We start from the raw sequence: 16,545 nt of genomic DNA, 5'->3' as shown, positions 1-16,545 counted from the left end.
CTGCCGCTACGCTATCTGGTCGACGTACTCCTCGGGCGAGAGCAGGTCGTCTAGTTCGCCCTCGTCTGCGAGTTCGAGTTCGAGCATCCACCCGTCGCCGAAGGGGTCCTCGTTGACCAGTTCCGGTTCGTCGAACAGGGCGTCGTTGACGGCCGTGACCGTCCCCGAGACGGGGGCGTACACGTCCGAGACGGCCTTGATGGACTCGACGACGCCGAACTCCTCGCCGGCGGTCAGGTCCGCGCCCTCGTCGGGCAGTTCGACGAAGACCACGTCGCCGAGTTCGTCCTGTGCGAAGTCGGTGACGCCGACACGCGCGGTGTCGTCGTCTACGCGCACCCACTCGTGGGACTCCAGATATCGTAGGTCGTCGGGAACGTCGAAGCTCATCTGTCGATGAATGGCGTGGCCCTGGTACGTGCCTTCTTCGGTTCGCCGCGGACGACCACCCGCACCGAGGTTCCGGGTTCGGTGTACGTCGTGGGCAGGTACGCCAGCGCGATTGGCTCTCCGAGCGTCGGACTCATCGTCCCGCTGGTGACGTGGCCCAGCGACTGGCCGTCGGGCGTCGTCACCTCGTAGCCGTGGCGCGGGATGCCCCGGTCGATTAGCTCGAGGCCGACCAGTTTCTCTGCGACGCCCTCCGCGTCGGCCCGTTCCAGCGCGTCCCGGCCGACGAACTCGGTGTCGAGTTTGACCGTCCAGCCGATGCCGGCCTCGTAGGGGTTCCGCGGTTCCTCGTCCGGGTCGAAGTCCTGCCCGGAGAGGAGAAAGCCCATCTCGAGACGGAGGGTGTCTCGCGCGCCGAGGCCGCAGGGTTGACACTCCAGCGCGGCCCACAGCGTCTCGGCCTCGTCCCACGGACAGAGTATCTCGAACCCGCGCTCGCCCGTGTAGCCCGTGCGCGCGACCAGCGAGTCGACGCCGGCGACGGCACCCCGTCTCACGTCGAACTGGTCTAGGTCGGCCAGCGAGAGGTCCGTCACCTCGTCGAGTACGTCCGGGGCGTCGGGGCCCTGAAGCGCGACCATCGCGTACTCTGTCGTCCGGTTCGTCACCGTCGCGTCGAGACCCCACGCCTCGCGGTGGGACTCCCACCGCTCGTACATCTCCGCGTCGTGGCCGGCGTTGGGCACGAACAGGAACTCGTCGGCCTCTCCCGCGGGCAGTCGGTAGAGGACGGTGTCGTCTAACATGACGCCGTCCTCGTTCGTGATTGCGGCGTACTGGGCCTCTCCGGGGTCGAGCGCCGACACGTCGTTGGTCGTCAGACGCTGAGTGAGTCGCTCGGCGTCGGGTCCTCGAACGGTGACTTCCCCCATGTGCGAGACGTCGAACTTCCCCACGCTCGACCGCACGGCGGCGTGTTCCTCCCGAATCGACGCGAACTCGACGGGCATCTCCCACCCGCCGAAGTCGGTCATGCTCGCGCCCGCTTCCTCGTGTACTCCCGAGAGCGGGGGTGAACGAAGCGTCATACCGGGAAATCACCCCCGCGCACCTTACTACTTGGCCTCCGGCCCCGTTTGACCGCGTTCTCGACCCATCGTATAAATCGTATAGCGCGATATGAAATCCGCACGCCGCCCGAAAGCACGCCTCTGTCTGGACCGCAGATAGCGGTTTGCTCGTCCCTGCCGGCCGAGACGAACGGCACCCCGACCGGAAATCGCAACCGCTCTGCGGAGGAACGCCGGACGGCCTTCCGATGGGTTCGTGTGTCTCGTTCGTTCTTCTCGACCGCGCGACAGGCCAGTCGGGGAAACGGAACCTCGTCGAGGGATGTACGCGGTCGACGAGTTCGCGCGGCGACCTCGCGAGAGTGGGTCGTCGCCGACGTCACGGCAGGAACCCCACCTTCGCTCACCGGTCGGTGCGGGACGTCGACCCTAGGTTCGTATCGACGACGACGCGCCGCCGCCACTCTCGTCCTTCGGCCATTGCGGTCGAACTCCCCGGAGAGTACGTCACGCCGGGGCGCGTCGACGCGACCGAACGCGCCGAAACGGTGACCGGCTACGTCGACTGCCTCGGCGCGTTCTACGCGGCCGCCTGCCGGACGGGCACGAACCGCTGTACGTCCTCGGGGTAGACCCGAACCAGTTCGCCGCACTCGGCGGCGACTTGTAGGTGCCCGTCGCGACCAGTCGTGCCGGCATCGAGCGTCGGGCCGTCGAGCAGTTGTACTGGCTCCAGAGACTCCCGCGCGCGATGGTCGAGTCGCCCGGCCGCGACCGGTTGCTCGGGGCACCCGGCTGGCGCGTCGACGACCTGCGTACCGGTGCCCTACTGTTCGTCGCCTATCCGACCCCCATACGCCGCCGTTCGACAGCATCGACGAAGTCGAAGCGCGACTCGACGTTCCGGTCAGGACTCACCGGGTGTGAGTGCGGGCGAGGCGGCCACCGCCGTCGTTCCGCCGTCACCGCGCGTATCCCGCCAGCGACCGGGGCGCTGGCCCCACACGCACCCGCTCGGTAGCCGTGGCCGTGCCGGTGCCAGACCCATTCGATATAGCTATATCCAATTTACTGCCTGCTAGGGAAGAGACGACCGAAACGCCACACATAAGCCCAACGGCGGGCGAGAAGCGCTATGAACCTGTTTCGTCGTCTCGTCGGCGAGGACACCGACGACCGGACGCGCGTCGGGTTGTACGTCGACGGCCCGAACGTGTTGCGCTCGGAGTTCGACGTCGACTTAGACGAGGTCAGGACTATCGCCGAATCGTACGGACCGCTCGCCACGACCAGACTCTACCTCGACGAGAACGCCTCACCGGGGCTGATTCAGGCCGGCGAGGCCCGCGGTTTCGAGGTAATCACGACCAGCGGCGACGTCGACGTCCGACTGGCCGTGGACGCGACGGAGGCCGTCGCCGCCGGCCGCATCGACGTGCTGGTGGTCGCATCCCGCGACACCGACTTCAAGCCGGCCTTGGAGGTGGCTGCCCGGAACAGCGTCCGCACAGTCGCGCTCGCGCCGGGCGAACACGGGAAGTCCGACGCCCTCCAGAACGCGGCCCAAGATGCCCTCTCGCTGGAAGCCGACGTGGAATAGCGAACCCCTTTTGAGTCGGGCGACGGACCCTCGGACATGGACATCGAGGCAACGCCTGTGCTCGACAACCACATGCATCTGGACCCGGTACAGGGCCGGAACGTCGAGGCAGTCGAGGAGTTCGCGGCGCAGGGCGGGACCCACCTGCTCGTCCTCAACAAGCCGTCGTGGCACCTCGTGGAGGCGGCCACCGACGAGGACACCTTCCGCGAGGCGTTCGACCTGACCGTCGGCGCTGTCGAGTCCGCGACGGAGGTACTACCCGGCCGAGCGTGGCCGGTGCTCGGCGTCCACCCGGCGCTCGTCTCTCGGTTGGTTGAGGAGGGCTACACGCCCGCCGAGGCCCGCGACGTCATGCAGACGGGACTGGACGTAGCCGCCGAGTACGTCACCGACGGCCCGGCGCTGGCAATCAAGTCCGGGCGACCCCACTACGACGTCGACGAGGACGTCTGGGACGTCTCGAACGAAGTGATGTGCCACGCGTTCGAACTGGCCGCCGACGGGGACTTCGCCGTGCAGTTGCACACGGAGGGCGGCGAGGACTTCGAGCAGGTGGCCCAGTGGGCCGAGGAGCGGGGCATGGACCGCCGACAGGTCGTCAAACACTACTCCGGCGGCCGGTTGCAGGGGCCGACGAAGTCCGTCCTCGCGGACAAGGACGAACTGGAGGTAGCCATCGAGGAGGGCGACCCGTTCCTCATGGAGACGGACTACATCGACGACCCGGACCGACCCGGCGCGGTACTGGGGCCGAAGACGGTGCCGCGGCGCGTCCGCTGGCTGTTGGAGGAGGGTCACGAGGAGGCGGTGCGGACCGCCCACGTCGAGACGCCACACGAGGTGTACGGTATCGACACCGAGGCGACGCTGAACGGGTGAGACGACCGGCGACGAAAAGAGGCTCCGGCGGCGTTACCCGAACTTCCCGGTGATGTAGTCCTCGACGCGCTGGCTGTCCGGGTTCTCGAATATCTTGTCGGTGTCGTCGAACTCCACGAGCTCCCCGCCGGTGAGGAAGACGGCGGTCTTGTCGGAGATGCGGGCCGCCTGCTGCATGTTGTGGGTGACGATGACGACGGTGTACTCCTCGGAGAGTTCCTCGATGAGGTCCTCGATTTGGGAGGTGGCGATGGGGTCAAGCGCCGAGGCCGGTTCGTCCATCAGGACGACTTCGGGGTCGACGGCGATGGCCCGGGCGATGCAGAGACGCTGCTGTTGCCCGCCGGAGAGGTCCAGCGCCGACTCGTCGAGACGGTCCTTGACCTCGTCCCAGAGCGCCGCCTTCTTCAGGGACTCCTCGATGACCGCGTCCATGTTCTCTGTCTTGTCCTGCGTCCGCAGGCCGTAGGCGACGTTGTCGTAGATGCTCTTGGGGAAGGGGTTCGGGTGCTGGAACACCATCCCGATGCGGCGCCGAAGCGCCACCGGGTCGACGTCGTCGTCGTAGACGTTCTTGCCCTTGAAGGTCAGTTCTCCCTCGACGCGGGCGATGTCGATGAGGTCGTTCATCCGGTTGATACACCGCAGGAACGTCGACTTCCCGCACCCCGAGGGGCCAATCATCGCCGTGACTTGCTTCTCGGGGATGTCGAGGTCGATGTTCTGCAGGGCCTGCGTCTCGCCGTAGAAGACGTCGAGGTCCCGCGATCGGATGACCGTCTCGCCCGACGTGACGCCGCCGCGCTCGGCGTTCTCGTCGAGTCCGCCCTTGCCGGGGTCGGTGCTGATGAGGGAGTCGGTCGCTTCGTCGTCACCGTGCTGTGCCTCGGTCTCGGTCGCCATGTCCTCTGTCGTCATTAGTGAGCCTCCTGTTGGTATTTGTTCCGCACGAGAATCGCCACGCTGTTCATCGTCAACAGGACGATGAGCAGGGTGACGACGCCCGCCGCGACGACGCCGTACCGGAAGTCCGGCGAGGGCTGGAACGCCCACGCGTATATCTGCATCGGCATCGCGGTGAGTTTGCTGAACAGGCCGGACGGCGGGGAGAACTTCGTCGTCGCCGCGCCGACCATGATGAGCGGCGCCGTCTCCCCGATGGCCCGGCCGAGCGCCAGAATCGTTCCCGTCAGAACCCCCGGAAGCGACCGGGGGAGGACGACGTTCCGGATGGTCTGCCAGCGGGTCGCCCCCATCCCGTAGGATGCCTGTCGGAGCGAGTCGGGCACCGACCGGATGGCCTCCTGTGCAGAGATGACGACGATGGGGAGGATGAGCAGGGAGAGGGTCAACGCCGCGGTGAACACCGTCCCGACGCCGAATCCGGCGTACTCGATGGGACCGAGTTGCGCCCGGACGTTGACGAAGATGCCCAGTCCGAGCAACCCGTACACCACCGACGGGACGCCGGCGAGGTTCGAGATGTTGACGTTGACGAGGCGGGTTATCGTCCCCAGCGGACCGCTGGCGGGAGCGTACTCCTCCAGATAGATTGCGGTCCCGACGCCGAAGACGAACGTGAACACGCTGACGAGGACGATGAGGAACACCGACCCGATGATGGCCGGATACAGACCGGCCTCCGCGGCGTTGGAAATCGAGGGGCCGCTCGTGAGGTACTGCCAGTCCAGCCACGGCGAGGGTTCCGTCGCGCCGACGAGGCCGACGGCGAACTCGCCCAGCAGGAAGCCGAGAATCGCGATGGCGGGGAGGGCGAACGCGACCCATCGCTCGCGTCGCTGGGCGGTGTTGACGGCGGTGAAGCCCACCGGAAGGCCGAACATCACGAGGGCGATGAGCCACACGGAGCGAGAAATCGCCGGGACCGTATCGACGACCGGAACGCCGACTATGGCCAGCACCGGCAACCCGACGCCGATGCCGATGCTCTGTCGCCTCGTGAGTTCGAGCCGGTCGTGCGCGAGGAACGCCGCGAGTCCGGCACCGGGCAGGACCAGCGAGAGGAAGTAGATGCCGGGCGACCCCAACATGGCGCCGAGCGAACTGAGGACGCCCAGCCCCAGCGTCCCGACGACTGGACCGAGGACGACGGCGACGAGCATCCCCAACCCGACCCACGTCGCCTCGCGGTCGTACTGTCCGTAGACGAACAGGCCGATGACCGGGCCGACGACGGTCAGGAAGTACGCGAACCAGACGGCGGGACCGGCGATGACAGAGAGGACGATGACGGTGGCGACGGTGAGCATCACGCCGGCCAGCGTGAGACTGGTCAGTTCGAACGCGCCGGCCGCCACCTCTGGCCGCTTGCGCGCGTAGAAGACGAACGCGAGGAGCGGCACCAGCAGCGTGACGGTGTACGAGAGGTACCACGTCGTACCGGCCGACTCCAGACCGAAGGCGTCCCAGAACACGTACGCGAGCAGGACGCCCAGCGCGAGGATGCCGACGATGGACGCGCCGAAGGACGTGTACTTGAACGCGATACCCTTGAGGCGGCTGACCTCGCCGAACGACGTCGTGTCTTCTGTCGGTGTCTGTGTGGCCATTATTCGTACTCCTCCCGGTATCGACTCGCCACCACGTCGCTCACGACGTTCATCGCGAGCGTGATGACGAACAACGTGAGACCGATGGCGAACAGGGACTTGTAGGCTGTCGACCCGCCGGAAATGTCACCGCTCGCGATGTCTATCATCGCGACGGTCATCGTCGCCGAACTCTCCGTGTACAGTCCGAGCAGGTCGCCCGGCGCGACGTAGGGGATGCCGAAGGCCGACTGGACCGCCGGGATGTCCGGCGGTTGGGACCCCGCGGCGAGGACGACGGCCATCGTCTCGCCGATGGCCCGGGAGATGGCGAGAATGAACGACGACGCGATGCCGGAGACGGCGGCCGGGACGACGATGCGAAGCGAGACGTTGAACTTCGTCGCACCGAGTCCGTACCCGGCCTGTCGGAGCGAGTCGGGCACGGAACTCATCGCGTCCTCGCTGATGGAGGAGACCATCGGGATAATCATGATGCCGACGACGATAGAGGCAGAGAGTCCGTTGAACAGGCCCAGATTGGGGAGTCCGAGTCGCAACGTCTCGTTGAGCCACGTGATGGCGACGTTCAGCGCGGGCGTGATGTAGACGATGGCGAAGTACCCGTAGACGACGGTGGGGACGCCCGCCAGCACTTCGAGCATTGGTTTCAGAATCGACCGCGTGCGGTCGGTCGCGTACTCGCTCAGGTAGATGGCCGTCAACAGACCGACCGGCAGCGCCAACACCGACGCGCCGATGGTGATGAGAAGGGTACCGAGGATGAGCGGCAGGACGCCGAAACTCCGCGGTTGGAGGTTCGGACTGAACCGGGTCCCCGTCAGGAACTCGGTAATCGGGACCACCGAGAAGAAGTCGGCGGCGTCGAGAACCAGCACCCCGATGATGCTGACGGTGGTGAGGACGGACAACACGGCACACCCGGCAAGGGCGTATCTGTACGTCGACTCCCGGACCGTCCTGAACCCCCGGTCACCTGTGAGGTCGGGAGTCTGTCCCTCGTTGCTCATCGTAGTCGTTGAGTCATATACTGTATCTCGGGAAAAAGTACCCGGATTGTATCTATAGGGCTATCGTCTCTCAATACACTGCTACGTATCGCCTACTGGACCTCTTCGATGACGCCGTTGAGTTTGTCGAGTTCCTTCTGCATGCCCTCCTCCGTCTTCGGGACGTACCCGATTTCGTCGGCGATGAGCGAGGAGTTGGCGCTCTGCTCGACGTAGTAGCGAGCGAACTCTGCGATGTGCTGTTCGCTGAGCGTGCTCTTCTTGACGTAGGTGAACAGCGGACGGGAGAGCGGTTGGTACTCGCCGGCCTTGGCCGTCTCCAGCGACGGTTCGACACAGCCGTTGCCGTCGTCGATGCCCAGCGCCTTCACGGCGTCCTTGTTGCCCTGATAGTACGCGAAGCCGAAGTAGCCGATGCCGAACTTGTCCTGTTGGACGCCCTGCAGGATGAGGTTGTCCTGTTCGGTGGCCTCGTAGTTGCTCGTGTGGTTGGCCTCCTCGCCGAGGATGGCCTCCTTGAAGTAATCGAACGTCCCTGAGGTGTCGGCGGCACCGAAGCGGCTGATGGGTTCGTCGGGCCACTCACTCTTCACGTCGGACCACTTCGAGGCGCCGTCTGCCCGCCAAATCTGCTTGAGTTCCTCGGGGGTCATGCAGTCGACCCAGTCGTTCTCGTTGTTGACGATGACCGTCAGCGCGTCGGTAGCGATGTTTATCTCGTGGTACTCGATGTCGTTGTCGCTACAGAGTTGCTTTTCGGTGTCGGTGATGGGTCGCGAGGCGTTGTTGAAGTCGGAGTTCCCCACGCAGAAGTGGTTGCTGAACCCGCCACCGGACCCCGTCGAACTCACGCTGATGTCGACGCCGGAGTGCTCCTGCTGGAACCGGTTGGAGACGGCCGTGGCGACCGGGTAGACCGTGCTGCTGCCCGTGATGTTGATTTCACCCGAGAGCTGACTCGAGCCACCGTCACCGCTAGAGCCACCGTCGCCGCCAGAGCCGCTGTTCGACGGTCCCTCGGTACACCCGGCGAGAGCGAGTGCTCCGACGGCACCTGTGCTTGCCAGAAAACTACGACGCGAGACGCCGCGGTTCGGTGAGTCTGCCATCATCAGATGCCAAGACCAGAGGCGAATAAGTACCCTACTATGACGTGTATAGACCACTACGTTATCTATATAGTTCGCAATTGACAACGACCAACATGGCCACCACTATGAGCCGTGAACGTAGACGGCGACGTCACATACCCCCGTCGTACCCGGGTTGTGACGGTACGGTCGAAACGCGCTGTTCGTCGTAAAGCGGCCGATTCCGAACGTAGATTGCATTCCGACCGGGCTAGACACGTGGAGAACCGCCCGACTCGACCGAATCGTTCAAGAAATATATAGATAGAGATGGATTTATGGCAGGGGGGGACTGATACGGACCTACATGGAGACTCGCAAGGTGCAGGTGACCGGTGGGTCGACGTACACCGTCTCCCTCCCGAAGGACTGGGCGACAGAGAACGACGTGAGCGCTGGGAGCGTCGTCGAGTTCCACGCCGAGGAGGACCTGTTGTTGCTCGCTCCGAAACGGGACGACGACCGGGTCGAAGGGACCCTCGACGTGGGCGGTCTGGAGAACAAACACGAACTCACGCGCGCGGTCATGACGATGTACGTCAGCGGGTTCGACGTCATCAGGCTGGAGGCCCCGCGAATCACCGCGAAACAGCGACGCATCATCCGCGACGCGACGCAGGGCCTCGTCGGCCTAGAGGTCATCGAGGAGACGTCCGACCGCGTGGTGTTACAGGACCTGCTGGACTCCTCGGAACTCTCGGTGCACAACGCCATCACCCGGATGCGCCTGGTGTCGCTCACGATGCTCTCGGACGCCGTCGAAGCCCTCATCGAGGACGACGACGACCTCGCGGAGGACGTGATGCAACGCGACGACGACGTCGACCGCCTCTGGTACATGGTCTCTCGGGTGTTCCGAACGGTCCTCCGGAACCCGACGGCGGCCAACGAAATCGGCTTCCCCCGCGAGACGGTGTTCGACTACCAGTCCAGCGCCCGGCAACTGGAGCGTATCGCCGACCACGCGACGAAGATAGCCGGCCTCTCGCAGGAAATCGGCGAGATAACCGGCGAGACGGCGGACCTCCTGCGCCAACTCGAATCAGAGGCGACCTCCGTCCCCGAGACGGCGATGGACGCGCTACTGGCCGACGACTCAGACGAGGCGGTCGAGAAGGCCAACGAGGCGCGCGGCCGCATCCCCGACGTCGACGCCACGGCCCGAGACGTCGACAGCGAGGTCCGCGAACTGGACCCCCAGAGCGCCCAGATTCTGGGCCGGGTCGTCGACTCGCTGTCCCGGACCGCCGACTACGGTGGGAACATCGCGGAGAGCGCGCTCCAGAAGGCCGCCCCGCGGCCCTAATCGTAGAACCGCTCGAGCACCGACGCCGCACCCGCCCTCGTTTTCAGGTATCGACGTTCGCCGTCCGAACCGAGTAGGCGTAGACGTCGCTGTCGGTGGGCCAACGTGAACTGCCCTAGTGCTTTATAATTAATGATGGCCAACTATTCTACGGCGTGCGACAGACGCACCACCGGCGTCACTTCGTCAGTCAGTTACTGCACGTCACCTCGACGGCGGCCCTGCACCAGCCGCCGTCACGTACGCTACCGGGCACCGACGGCGAATAGCCGCGGCTCCGTGCGGTTCGAACGCTGAGAGAGAGTCGCTGAGAAGCGTTACTCGACGAGGACGGCGTTGACCTGCCCGTCCTGTCCGGGACGGGAGGTGACGCGGGCCTCGCCCTCGGAAGTCTCGACGATTGCGCCCTTGGTGATGATGTTCCGTCGGGCGTAGTTGGGGTTCGAGGGGTTCTCCACGACGTTCTCGATGGTCGCCTCGCGGGTCTCGGCGCCGTCGGCGACGGTCGCGACGTCGGTGGTGACGGCGCGGACCTTCTGGGTGTTCCCGCGGGAGTCGACGACCTTCAGTTTCTGGTCGCCGACCTGCGTCTCGGTCGACTCGCGGCCGAGTTCGTGCTTCTTCTTCTTGTGGTTCGGGCGTCGTCGACCGCCTGTCCGCTTGCGAGGGGAGCGTCCCTGGTCTTTCATACCCGATTCATGACCCAGCGGCTACTTGAACCGTTCGATGCCGGGCCAAGGGTGTGTGGCTCCGTGACGGTGGTCTCGACGGGGCTGTCACGTGGCATAGTGGCTCGTCCGACGCTCCGGCAATCGTAATGGTTACGCCGAGCCCGGACGGTTGCCAGAACGATGAGTCTGAAGACGGCCGTGGCCGCGCCGTTCCGCCAGCGCGGGACCGACCGGATGGCCGAGAGCGAGTTCGTCGTCGCCCTCTCGCTGGACCGGAACTGGTTCTCCCCGGACCAAGCGAAGTCGCTGGTCGACGTCGCGGCCAGCGAGGGCCTCGTCGAACGCGAGGACGACGCCCTCGCCGTGACGTTCGACGCCACCAGCGTCGACGTCCCGGACGGGTTCTCGCCGGGCGAGGAGGTGTTGCAGTCCCGTTCGACCTTCGAGCGGGTACTCGACGCCGTCGTCGAGAGCGGCGTCGAGAAGCAGACGGCCGTCGCCGGCATCAACTCGCTCCAGTCCGACCTCGGCGTGACGCTAGAGGCGGCCGCCGTCGTCTACGCCCGCAGCGAGGGCGTCGGAGTCGAAGACGTCGCGGCCGACGCGCGGGAGGACCTCTGATGGTCGAGGACCGAATCACCGACGGGAAGCGAATCGGACAGTTGCTCGCCTCCGAAGTGACGGGGTTGGAACGTGGCCCGCTGGGAACCCTGTCGGTGGCCGACGCCGACCCGGACGTCGAACCGACGCCGGAGGGGGCCTTCGCCTTCGGCATCGACGCCGAGGGGGAGCGTCTCGGCGACGTGTACGTCACGGCCGAGACGGCACGACTGAGGCTGACGGGGACGGCGTCCGTCGACGTCGAACGCGACGACGTGACGGTCGAAGAAACGGACGACCAGACCGTTATCGTCGCCCACAGCGGTGCGGCCGTGAAGTCACTGGTCGACGTGCTCGCCGACCGTCTCGGCTAGGGTCAGGCCGACCCCGGTTCTGCGAGCGTTTCTGCCGTCCACGCGATGAACCCGGTGAGAACCAACGCCGACCCCACGAACGCCATCGTCGCGGCCGAGGCCAGGACGACGACCGAGAGGCCGAGCGACGACCCGAGCGCCATCACTATCGGTGCCAGCGTGATGCAGAGTGCGCCGACGGCCACGGCCTGTCGCTGTTTGGGCGAGAGGTTCACGCCGATGTGGAAGCGCGACTCGGCGGCCGGTTCCCGCGCCGCGAGGCCGAGACAGAACAGCGGGACGCCGACGAAGACGAGCGTCGCCGCGACTGCGTTCGACCAGAACGCGGACGTCCCGGTCGTCGGTGCGACGGACAGCGCCGCGCCGACGACGAGCAGTCCGGTACCGCCGACCACCCCGAACGGTCGCAGTCGCGGGTCCTCGAGTGCCTCACGGAGGTTCGGCAGCGTCTCCGCGACGTGTCCGACGTCGAGGGTACGGTCCATGACCCGCGATTGAGCGGCCACTATCAAATAGACGCGGGGTCTGAGTCTCAAATTTGATTCTCGGTCGACGCCGGTGCGGTGGGAGAAGGAAACGCTTGTATCCGTCCCCGTCGCGCCGGTACCTATGCAGTTCTTCGACCGCCTCCACGACCGCATCGCGGCCGCGGACAGCGTCGTCTCGGTGGGACTCGACCCGGACCCCGCCCGTCTCCCCGAGACGGTCCGAGACGCCGACCTGCCCCGGTGGCAGTTCAACCGCCGTATCATCGACGCGACCCACGAACACGCCGCCTGTTTCAAACCCAACGCCGCCTTCTACGAGGACCCCGACGGCTGGCGGGCCCTCCGGGAAACCGTCGCCTACGCGCACGGCAAGGACGTGCCGGTCCTCTTAGACGCCAAGCGCGGCGACATCGGCAACACGGCCCGCCAGTACGCGAAGATTCTCGACGACGACCACGGGCCCGCCGTGGACGCCATCACGGTCAACCCGTTCCTCGGACGGGACTCGCTCGAACCGTTCCTCCAGCAGGAGGAGAAGGGCATATTCGTCCTCGGCCGGACCTCGAACCCCGGCGGTGCCGACCTCCAGAACCTCGAACTGGCGTCCGGGGAGAAGCTGTACGAACGAGTCGTCCACCTCGCCGACCTCTGGAACGACAACGGCAACGTCGGCCTCGTCGTCGGTGCCACCGCGCCGGAGGAGCTAGAGGAGATACGCGAACTCGTCCCCGACATCCCGTTCCTCGTCCCGGGCGTGGGCGCGCAGGGCGGCGACGCTGAGGCCGCCGTCGAGTACGGACTGGCCGACGGCGTCGGTCTGGTCAACTCCTCGCGGGGCATCATCTTCGCCGGCGAGGCGGCCGCGGACCGCGGGGCATCCGAGAAGTTCTTCGAGGCGGCGGGCCAGTCGGCGAAGCAACTCAAACAGCGCCTCAACGAGTTCCGCTGACTCAGAAGCGGTACGTGTCGACGCCGTCCGGCATGTTTTCCGGGTCGGTCCGCTCTCCGGGCGACCCCACGTCTGTCGCACACTCGACGCACAACCCCGTCGCTTCGTCCCAGTGGCGGTCACAGACGAGGCGGCCACAGCGGTCACAGCCGTGTTCGACGTCGGGTTGGTCACAGAGGTCACAGAGGCCCGATACACTCATGCTAATTTGTAGCACGCATTCGGCCTTCAACGCTTTGCTGGCGAGGACAGGCGAGACGCTTACGGTTCTGTGGGCCGAATCCAGATTCGTGCAGTACGACCGGCTCATCACGGGCGTCGCCGCGGTGTTCGCGGTCCTGACAGCGGTGCTGACGGTGGTGGGGATTCTGGTGAACCCGGCCGTGCTCTTTCTCGCGCTGATGTTCGCCGCCTCCACGTACCTCATGTACTACCATCTGAGCGGGAAGATGGCGGCCAACCTCTACCAACGCGTCGAGCGGCGGGCCGCCACGCGGTCTCGGGAGAGCCGACGCGGCGGGTTCGGTGCGGGGCCGCGCGAGGAGTGGACGCCGCCGCGAGACGGCCGGCGGGCCGACGACTTCGGTCGCCGCGTCAGACAGACGGGGCGAGAGCAACGCCGTCGGCGTGCCCAGCAACGACAGCGCCGCCGGCAACGAATCCAGCAGTCCAACGGTCCCTCCCCTGCCGAGGCGTACGACCGACTCGGCCTGGACCCGGGCGCCGACCAACAGACGGTCAAGCAGGCGTACCGAGAGCGCGTCAAGGAGGTCCACCCCGACACGGACACCGGCAGCGAGGCGGAGTTCAAGCGAGTGAAAGCGGCCTACGAGACGCTGACCGACGACTGACCGCAACGGCCAAACCCGTCCGGGCGTCAGGTAGGGTATGCCAGAGACGCCGCCGTTGCTCGTCGACATCGACGGGACGCTCACCGACGAGTCCCGCGCCATCGACCCGCGCGTGTTTCCCGTGTTGCGCGAGTGGTCCGATACGGTGGTCATCGCCACCGGGAAGGCGATGCCCTTTCCCATCGCTCTCTGTGAGTTCCTCGGTATTGAGCGTACCGTCGTCGCGGAGAACGGCGGCGTCGTGTTCGTCGAGGCCACGGACGAACTCCAACTGCGGGGCGACCACGAGGCCAGCCTCGCCGTCGCCGAGGCGTACCGCGAACTGGGGCACGAAATCGGGTTCGGGGCGGTGGACTTGGCGAACCGCTGGCGGGAGACGGAAGTACTCGTCAGACCAGACCAACCGCTGGCGCCGCTGGAACGACTGGCCGAGGAGTACGGTCTCGTCGTCCTCGACACCGGTTTCGCCTACCACGTCACGGACCCCGGCGTCGACAAGGGGACCGGTCTGGAGGCAATCTGTGCGGAACTCGACCGCGACCCCTCGTCGTTCCTCGCCGTCGGCGACTCCGAGAACGACGCGGAGGCCTTCGACGTGGTCGGCGAAGCCGTCGCCGTGTCAAACGCCGACGAGACGGCACGGGCGCGTGCCGACCGGGTGACGGCGGCACAGTACGCCGACGGGTTCCTCGAAGCCGTTGCTCCGTACCGCTCGTAGCGCTCCGAAAGCGAACTGGCGACACCCGGTTTAGACGGCGCGTGACCGACAGCGCACGCTATCGTCCGCACGGGCGGGTGTCGCGCGACCGCGAGACCCGTGCGGCGGCACGCCTCACGCGCGGGATTCCCCTCGGACTAGTACATAAACGCTCGGCCGGCCGTACTGTGAGAGATAGACTCATTCACTCCCGAAAACACCGGTAAGCAGGTCCAAACCCGGGGAAGGCTTTTATCTCGGCCTCCGTTACGGGTTCTCATGAGCCCCGACCGGGCTGTCCTCCGGCGCGCGCTGGAGCGCGGCGAACAGGAGGGCGGCAGCGTCGAGTTCAAAGAGCGGCTCACGGAGGACCTGCACCTCTCGGAGGGTCGACTGGAGTCGCTGACCGCACAACTCCGACATCGCGTCCTCTCCGGGGACGGCGAGGCGACGTACGTCGTCGGCGTCACCGACGACGGCGGCCTCGCCGGTATCGCCCCCGAGGCGTTCTCAGAGTCCATGGACGTGTTGAGCCTGCTGGCCGAGGAAGCCGGCGCCCACATCGAGGAGGTCCAGACGTGGGGCGTCGACGGCGTCTCGGACGCCGAGTCGGACGACGGCGACGAGCCACAGGGCATCGTCGGCGTCGCCACCGTCAGAGAGGGCGCCGTCCTCGAAGACGACGACCACATCGTCGTCGGTACCGCCGGCCACGTCGACCACGGGAAATCCACGCTCGTCGGGTCCCTCGTCACCGGCGAGGCCGACGACGGCGAGGGCAACACCCGCGGGTTCCTCGACGTGCAACCCCACGAAATCGAGCGAGGCCTCTCGGCCGACCTCTCCTACGGGGTCTACGGCTTCGACGAGGACGGCCCGGTCCGGATGGACAACCCGCACCGGAAAAGTGATCGCGCACGCGTGGTCGAGGAGTCCGACCGACTGGTGTCGTTCGTCGACACCGTCGGCCACGAACCGTGGCTCCGGACGACGATTCGAGGGCTGGTCGGTCAGAAACTCGATTACGGCCTGCTTACCGTCGCTGCGGACGACGGCGTCACCGCCACGACCCGCGAGCATCTGGGCATCCTGCTGGCGACGGACCTCCCGACCATCGTCGCCATCACCAAGACGGACATCGTGACCGACGAACGAGTCACGGCAGTCGAGCGGAGCGTCGAGCGAGCGCTCCGCGAGGTCGACAAGACGCCACTCAGGGTCGAGCGCCACGGTGTCGAGGCGGCCATCGACGAGATTTCCGAGACGGTCGTTCCCGTCGTGACCACGAGCGCCGTCACGCAGGACGGCCTCGACGTCCTCGACGCGATGTTCGAGTCACTCCCGAAGACGACTGGTGAAGTCGGCGAGTTCCGGATGTACGTCGACCGGACGTACAACGTACAGGGCGTCGGCGCCGTCGCGTCGGGCACCATCAAGTCGGGCGAGGTGGAGGCCGGGGACGAACTCCTCCTCGGGCCGATGCAGGACGGGACGTTCCGCGAGGTGGAGGTCCGCTCCATCGAGATGCACTACTACCGCGTGGACGAGGCCAAGGCCGGCCGCATCGTCGGTATCGCGCTCAAGGGCGTCCGCGAGGCGGACATCGAACGCGGGATGGCGCTGGTCCCACGGGACGCCGACCCGACGCCGGTCCGCGAGTTCGAGGCGGAGGTGATGGTGCTCAACCACCCGACCCGCATCGGGGACGGCTACGAACCGGTCGTCCACCTCGAAACCGTCAGCGAGGCGGCCGCGTTCCACCCCGAGGACGGCCAACTGCTCCCCGGCGACGCCGGCGAGACCACCGTCCGGTTCAAGTTCCGCTCCTACCTCGTCGAGGAGGGACAGAAGTTCGTCTTCCGCGAGGGCCGGTCGAAGGGCGTCGGCACCGTCACGGACATCACGACCGATTGACTCCGGTTAGGTACTACCCCTTTACCCGCCGGGTGTCTGTGTC

20 protein-coding genes are annotated in these 16,545 nt (G+C 66.3%); 11 read left to right on the top strand and 9 right to left on the bottom strand.

Features of this window, described 5'->3' with window-relative positions:
* Window positions 1-6: 6 nt before the first annotated feature.
* Together gcvH and gcvT are read right to left on the bottom strand one after the other, a co-directional pair.
* Window positions 7-390, bottom strand: coding sequence for a glycine cleavage system protein GcvH (gcvH, locus tag Hhyl6_RS14960; RefSeq protein ID WP_483740053.1), 384 nt, complete (start codon window positions 388-390; stop codon window positions 7-9).
* Complete coding sequence (gcvT, locus tag Hhyl6_RS14955) at window positions 387-1,478, bottom strand: glycine cleavage system aminomethyltransferase GcvT (protein WP_483740052.1); 1,092 nt, start codon at window positions 1,476-1,478, stop codon at window positions 387-389. Before gcvT ends, gcvH begins: the two co-directional genes overlap by 4 nt.
* A gap of 230 nt (window positions 1,479-1,708) precedes the next feature.
* Between gcvT and Hhyl6_RS14950 the strand changes: the two genes are divergently transcribed.
* From Hhyl6_RS14950 to Hhyl6_RS14935, 4 genes are all read left to right on the top strand, one after another.
* Window positions 1,709-2,092, top strand: coding sequence for a hypothetical protein (locus Hhyl6_RS14950; protein ID WP_483740051.1), 384 nt, complete (start codon window positions 1,709-1,711; stop codon window positions 2,090-2,092).
* Window positions 2,093-2,130: 38 nt separating this feature from the next.
* Entirely contained in the window at window positions 2,131-2,481 is a 351-nt protein-coding gene (locus tag Hhyl6_RS14945; protein ID WP_483740050.1) for a hypothetical protein, read from the top strand.
* A 114-nt stretch (window positions 2,482-2,595) separates the two neighbouring features.
* Window positions 2,596-3,060, top strand: a complete 465-nt coding sequence (locus Hhyl6_RS14940; RefSeq protein ID WP_483740049.1) for an NYN domain-containing protein — start codon at window positions 2,596-2,598, stop codon at window positions 3,058-3,060.
* 36 nt (window positions 3,061-3,096) lie between these two features.
* A complete protein-coding gene (locus Hhyl6_RS14935; RefSeq protein ID WP_483740048.1) occupies window positions 3,097-3,942 on the top strand; it encodes a TatD family hydrolase in 846 nt (281 codons plus the stop codon).
* Between the two features lie 33 nt (window positions 3,943-3,975).
* On the opposite strand, the gene pstB is transcribed toward Hhyl6_RS14935, so the two are convergent.
* From pstB to Hhyl6_RS14915, 4 genes are all read right to left on the bottom strand, one after another.
* Window positions 3,976-4,860, bottom strand: coding sequence for a phosphate ABC transporter ATP-binding protein PstB (gene pstB / locus Hhyl6_RS14930; RefSeq protein ID WP_483740047.1), 885 nt, complete (start codon window positions 4,858-4,860; stop codon window positions 3,976-3,978).
* Complete coding sequence (pstA, locus tag Hhyl6_RS14925; RefSeq protein ID WP_483740046.1) at window positions 4,860-6,512, bottom strand: phosphate ABC transporter permease PstA; 1,653 nt, start codon at window positions 6,510-6,512, stop codon at window positions 4,860-4,862. The genes pstB and pstA overlap by 1 nt, the downstream gene beginning before the upstream one ends.
* Complete coding sequence (pstC, locus tag Hhyl6_RS14920; protein ID WP_483740045.1) at window positions 6,512-7,522, bottom strand: phosphate ABC transporter permease subunit PstC; 1,011 nt, start codon at window positions 7,520-7,522, stop codon at window positions 6,512-6,514. The genes pstA and pstC overlap by 1 nt, the downstream gene beginning before the upstream one ends.
* A gap of 92 nt (window positions 7,523-7,614) precedes the next feature.
* On the bottom strand, window positions 7,615-8,634 hold the full coding sequence (locus tag Hhyl6_RS14915; protein WP_483740044.1) for a phosphate ABC transporter substrate-binding protein PstS family protein: 1,020 nt from the start codon (window positions 8,632-8,634) through the stop codon (window positions 7,615-7,617).
* Between the two features lie 325 nt (window positions 8,635-8,959).
* Between Hhyl6_RS14915 and Hhyl6_RS14910 the strand changes: the two genes are divergently transcribed.
* On the top strand, window positions 8,960-9,958 hold the full coding sequence (locus Hhyl6_RS14910) for a PhoU domain-containing protein (protein WP_483740043.1): 999 nt from the start codon (window positions 8,960-8,962) through the stop codon (window positions 9,956-9,958).
* A gap of 317 nt (window positions 9,959-10,275) precedes the next feature.
* Here Hhyl6_RS14910 and Hhyl6_RS14905 read toward each other — a convergent pair whose 3' ends face one another.
* Complete coding sequence (locus tag Hhyl6_RS14905; RefSeq protein WP_483740042.1) at window positions 10,276-10,647, bottom strand: 30S ribosomal protein S8e; 372 nt, start codon at window positions 10,645-10,647, stop codon at window positions 10,276-10,278.
* A 162-nt stretch (window positions 10,648-10,809) separates the two neighbouring features.
* On the opposite strand from Hhyl6_RS14905, the gene Hhyl6_RS14900 reads away from it, so the two are divergent.
* Entirely contained in the window at window positions 10,810-11,250 is a 441-nt protein-coding gene (locus Hhyl6_RS14900) for a DUF2240 family protein (protein ID WP_483740041.1), read from the top strand.
* Complete coding sequence (locus tag Hhyl6_RS14895; protein WP_483740040.1) at window positions 11,250-11,603, top strand: DUF7993 family protein; 354 nt, start codon at window positions 11,250-11,252, stop codon at window positions 11,601-11,603. The genes Hhyl6_RS14900 and Hhyl6_RS14895 overlap by 1 nt, the downstream gene beginning before the upstream one ends.
* A 2-nt stretch (window positions 11,604-11,605) precedes the next feature.
* Here the strand turns inward: Hhyl6_RS14895 and Hhyl6_RS14890 are convergent, their stop codons facing one another.
* Entirely contained in the window at window positions 11,606-12,088 is a 483-nt protein-coding gene (locus Hhyl6_RS14890) for a hypothetical protein (protein WP_483740039.1), read from the bottom strand.
* Window positions 12,089-12,212: 124 nt separating this feature from the next.
* Between Hhyl6_RS14890 and pyrF the strand changes: the two genes are divergently transcribed.
* On the top strand, window positions 12,213-13,040 hold the full coding sequence (pyrF, locus tag Hhyl6_RS14885) for an orotidine-5'-phosphate decarboxylase (RefSeq protein ID WP_483740038.1): 828 nt from the start codon (window positions 12,213-12,215) through the stop codon (window positions 13,038-13,040).
* A gap of 1 nt (window position 13,041) precedes the next feature.
* On the opposite strand, the gene Hhyl6_RS14880 is transcribed toward pyrF, so the two are convergent.
* On the bottom strand, window positions 13,042-13,242 hold the full coding sequence (locus Hhyl6_RS14880) for a hypothetical protein (RefSeq protein WP_483740037.1): 201 nt from the start codon (window positions 13,240-13,242) through the stop codon (window positions 13,042-13,044).
* Window positions 13,243-13,330: 88 nt separating this feature from the next.
* Here Hhyl6_RS14880 and Hhyl6_RS14875 point away from each other — a divergent pair, with 88 nt between their 5' ends.
* From Hhyl6_RS14875 to Hhyl6_RS14865, 3 genes are all read left to right on the top strand, one after another.
* On the top strand, window positions 13,331-13,891 hold the full coding sequence (locus Hhyl6_RS14875; protein ID WP_483740036.1) for a J domain-containing protein: 561 nt from the start codon (window positions 13,331-13,333) through the stop codon (window positions 13,889-13,891).
* Between the two features lie 37 nt (window positions 13,892-13,928).
* On the top strand, window positions 13,929-14,609 hold the full coding sequence (locus Hhyl6_RS14870; protein WP_483740035.1) for a phosphoglycolate phosphatase: 681 nt from the start codon (window positions 13,929-13,931) through the stop codon (window positions 14,607-14,609).
* A 258-nt stretch (window positions 14,610-14,867) separates the two neighbouring features.
* Window positions 14,868-16,502, top strand: a complete 1,635-nt coding sequence (locus Hhyl6_RS14865) for a GTPBP1 family GTP-binding protein (protein ID WP_483740034.1) — start codon at window positions 14,868-14,870, stop codon at window positions 16,500-16,502.
* Window positions 16,503-16,545: the final 43 nt, after the last annotated feature.

The sequence above is a fragment of the Haloarcula sp. H-hyl6 genome (assembly GCF_056934455.1).
This window is presented reverse-complemented; position numbering and strand designations above follow the sequence as displayed.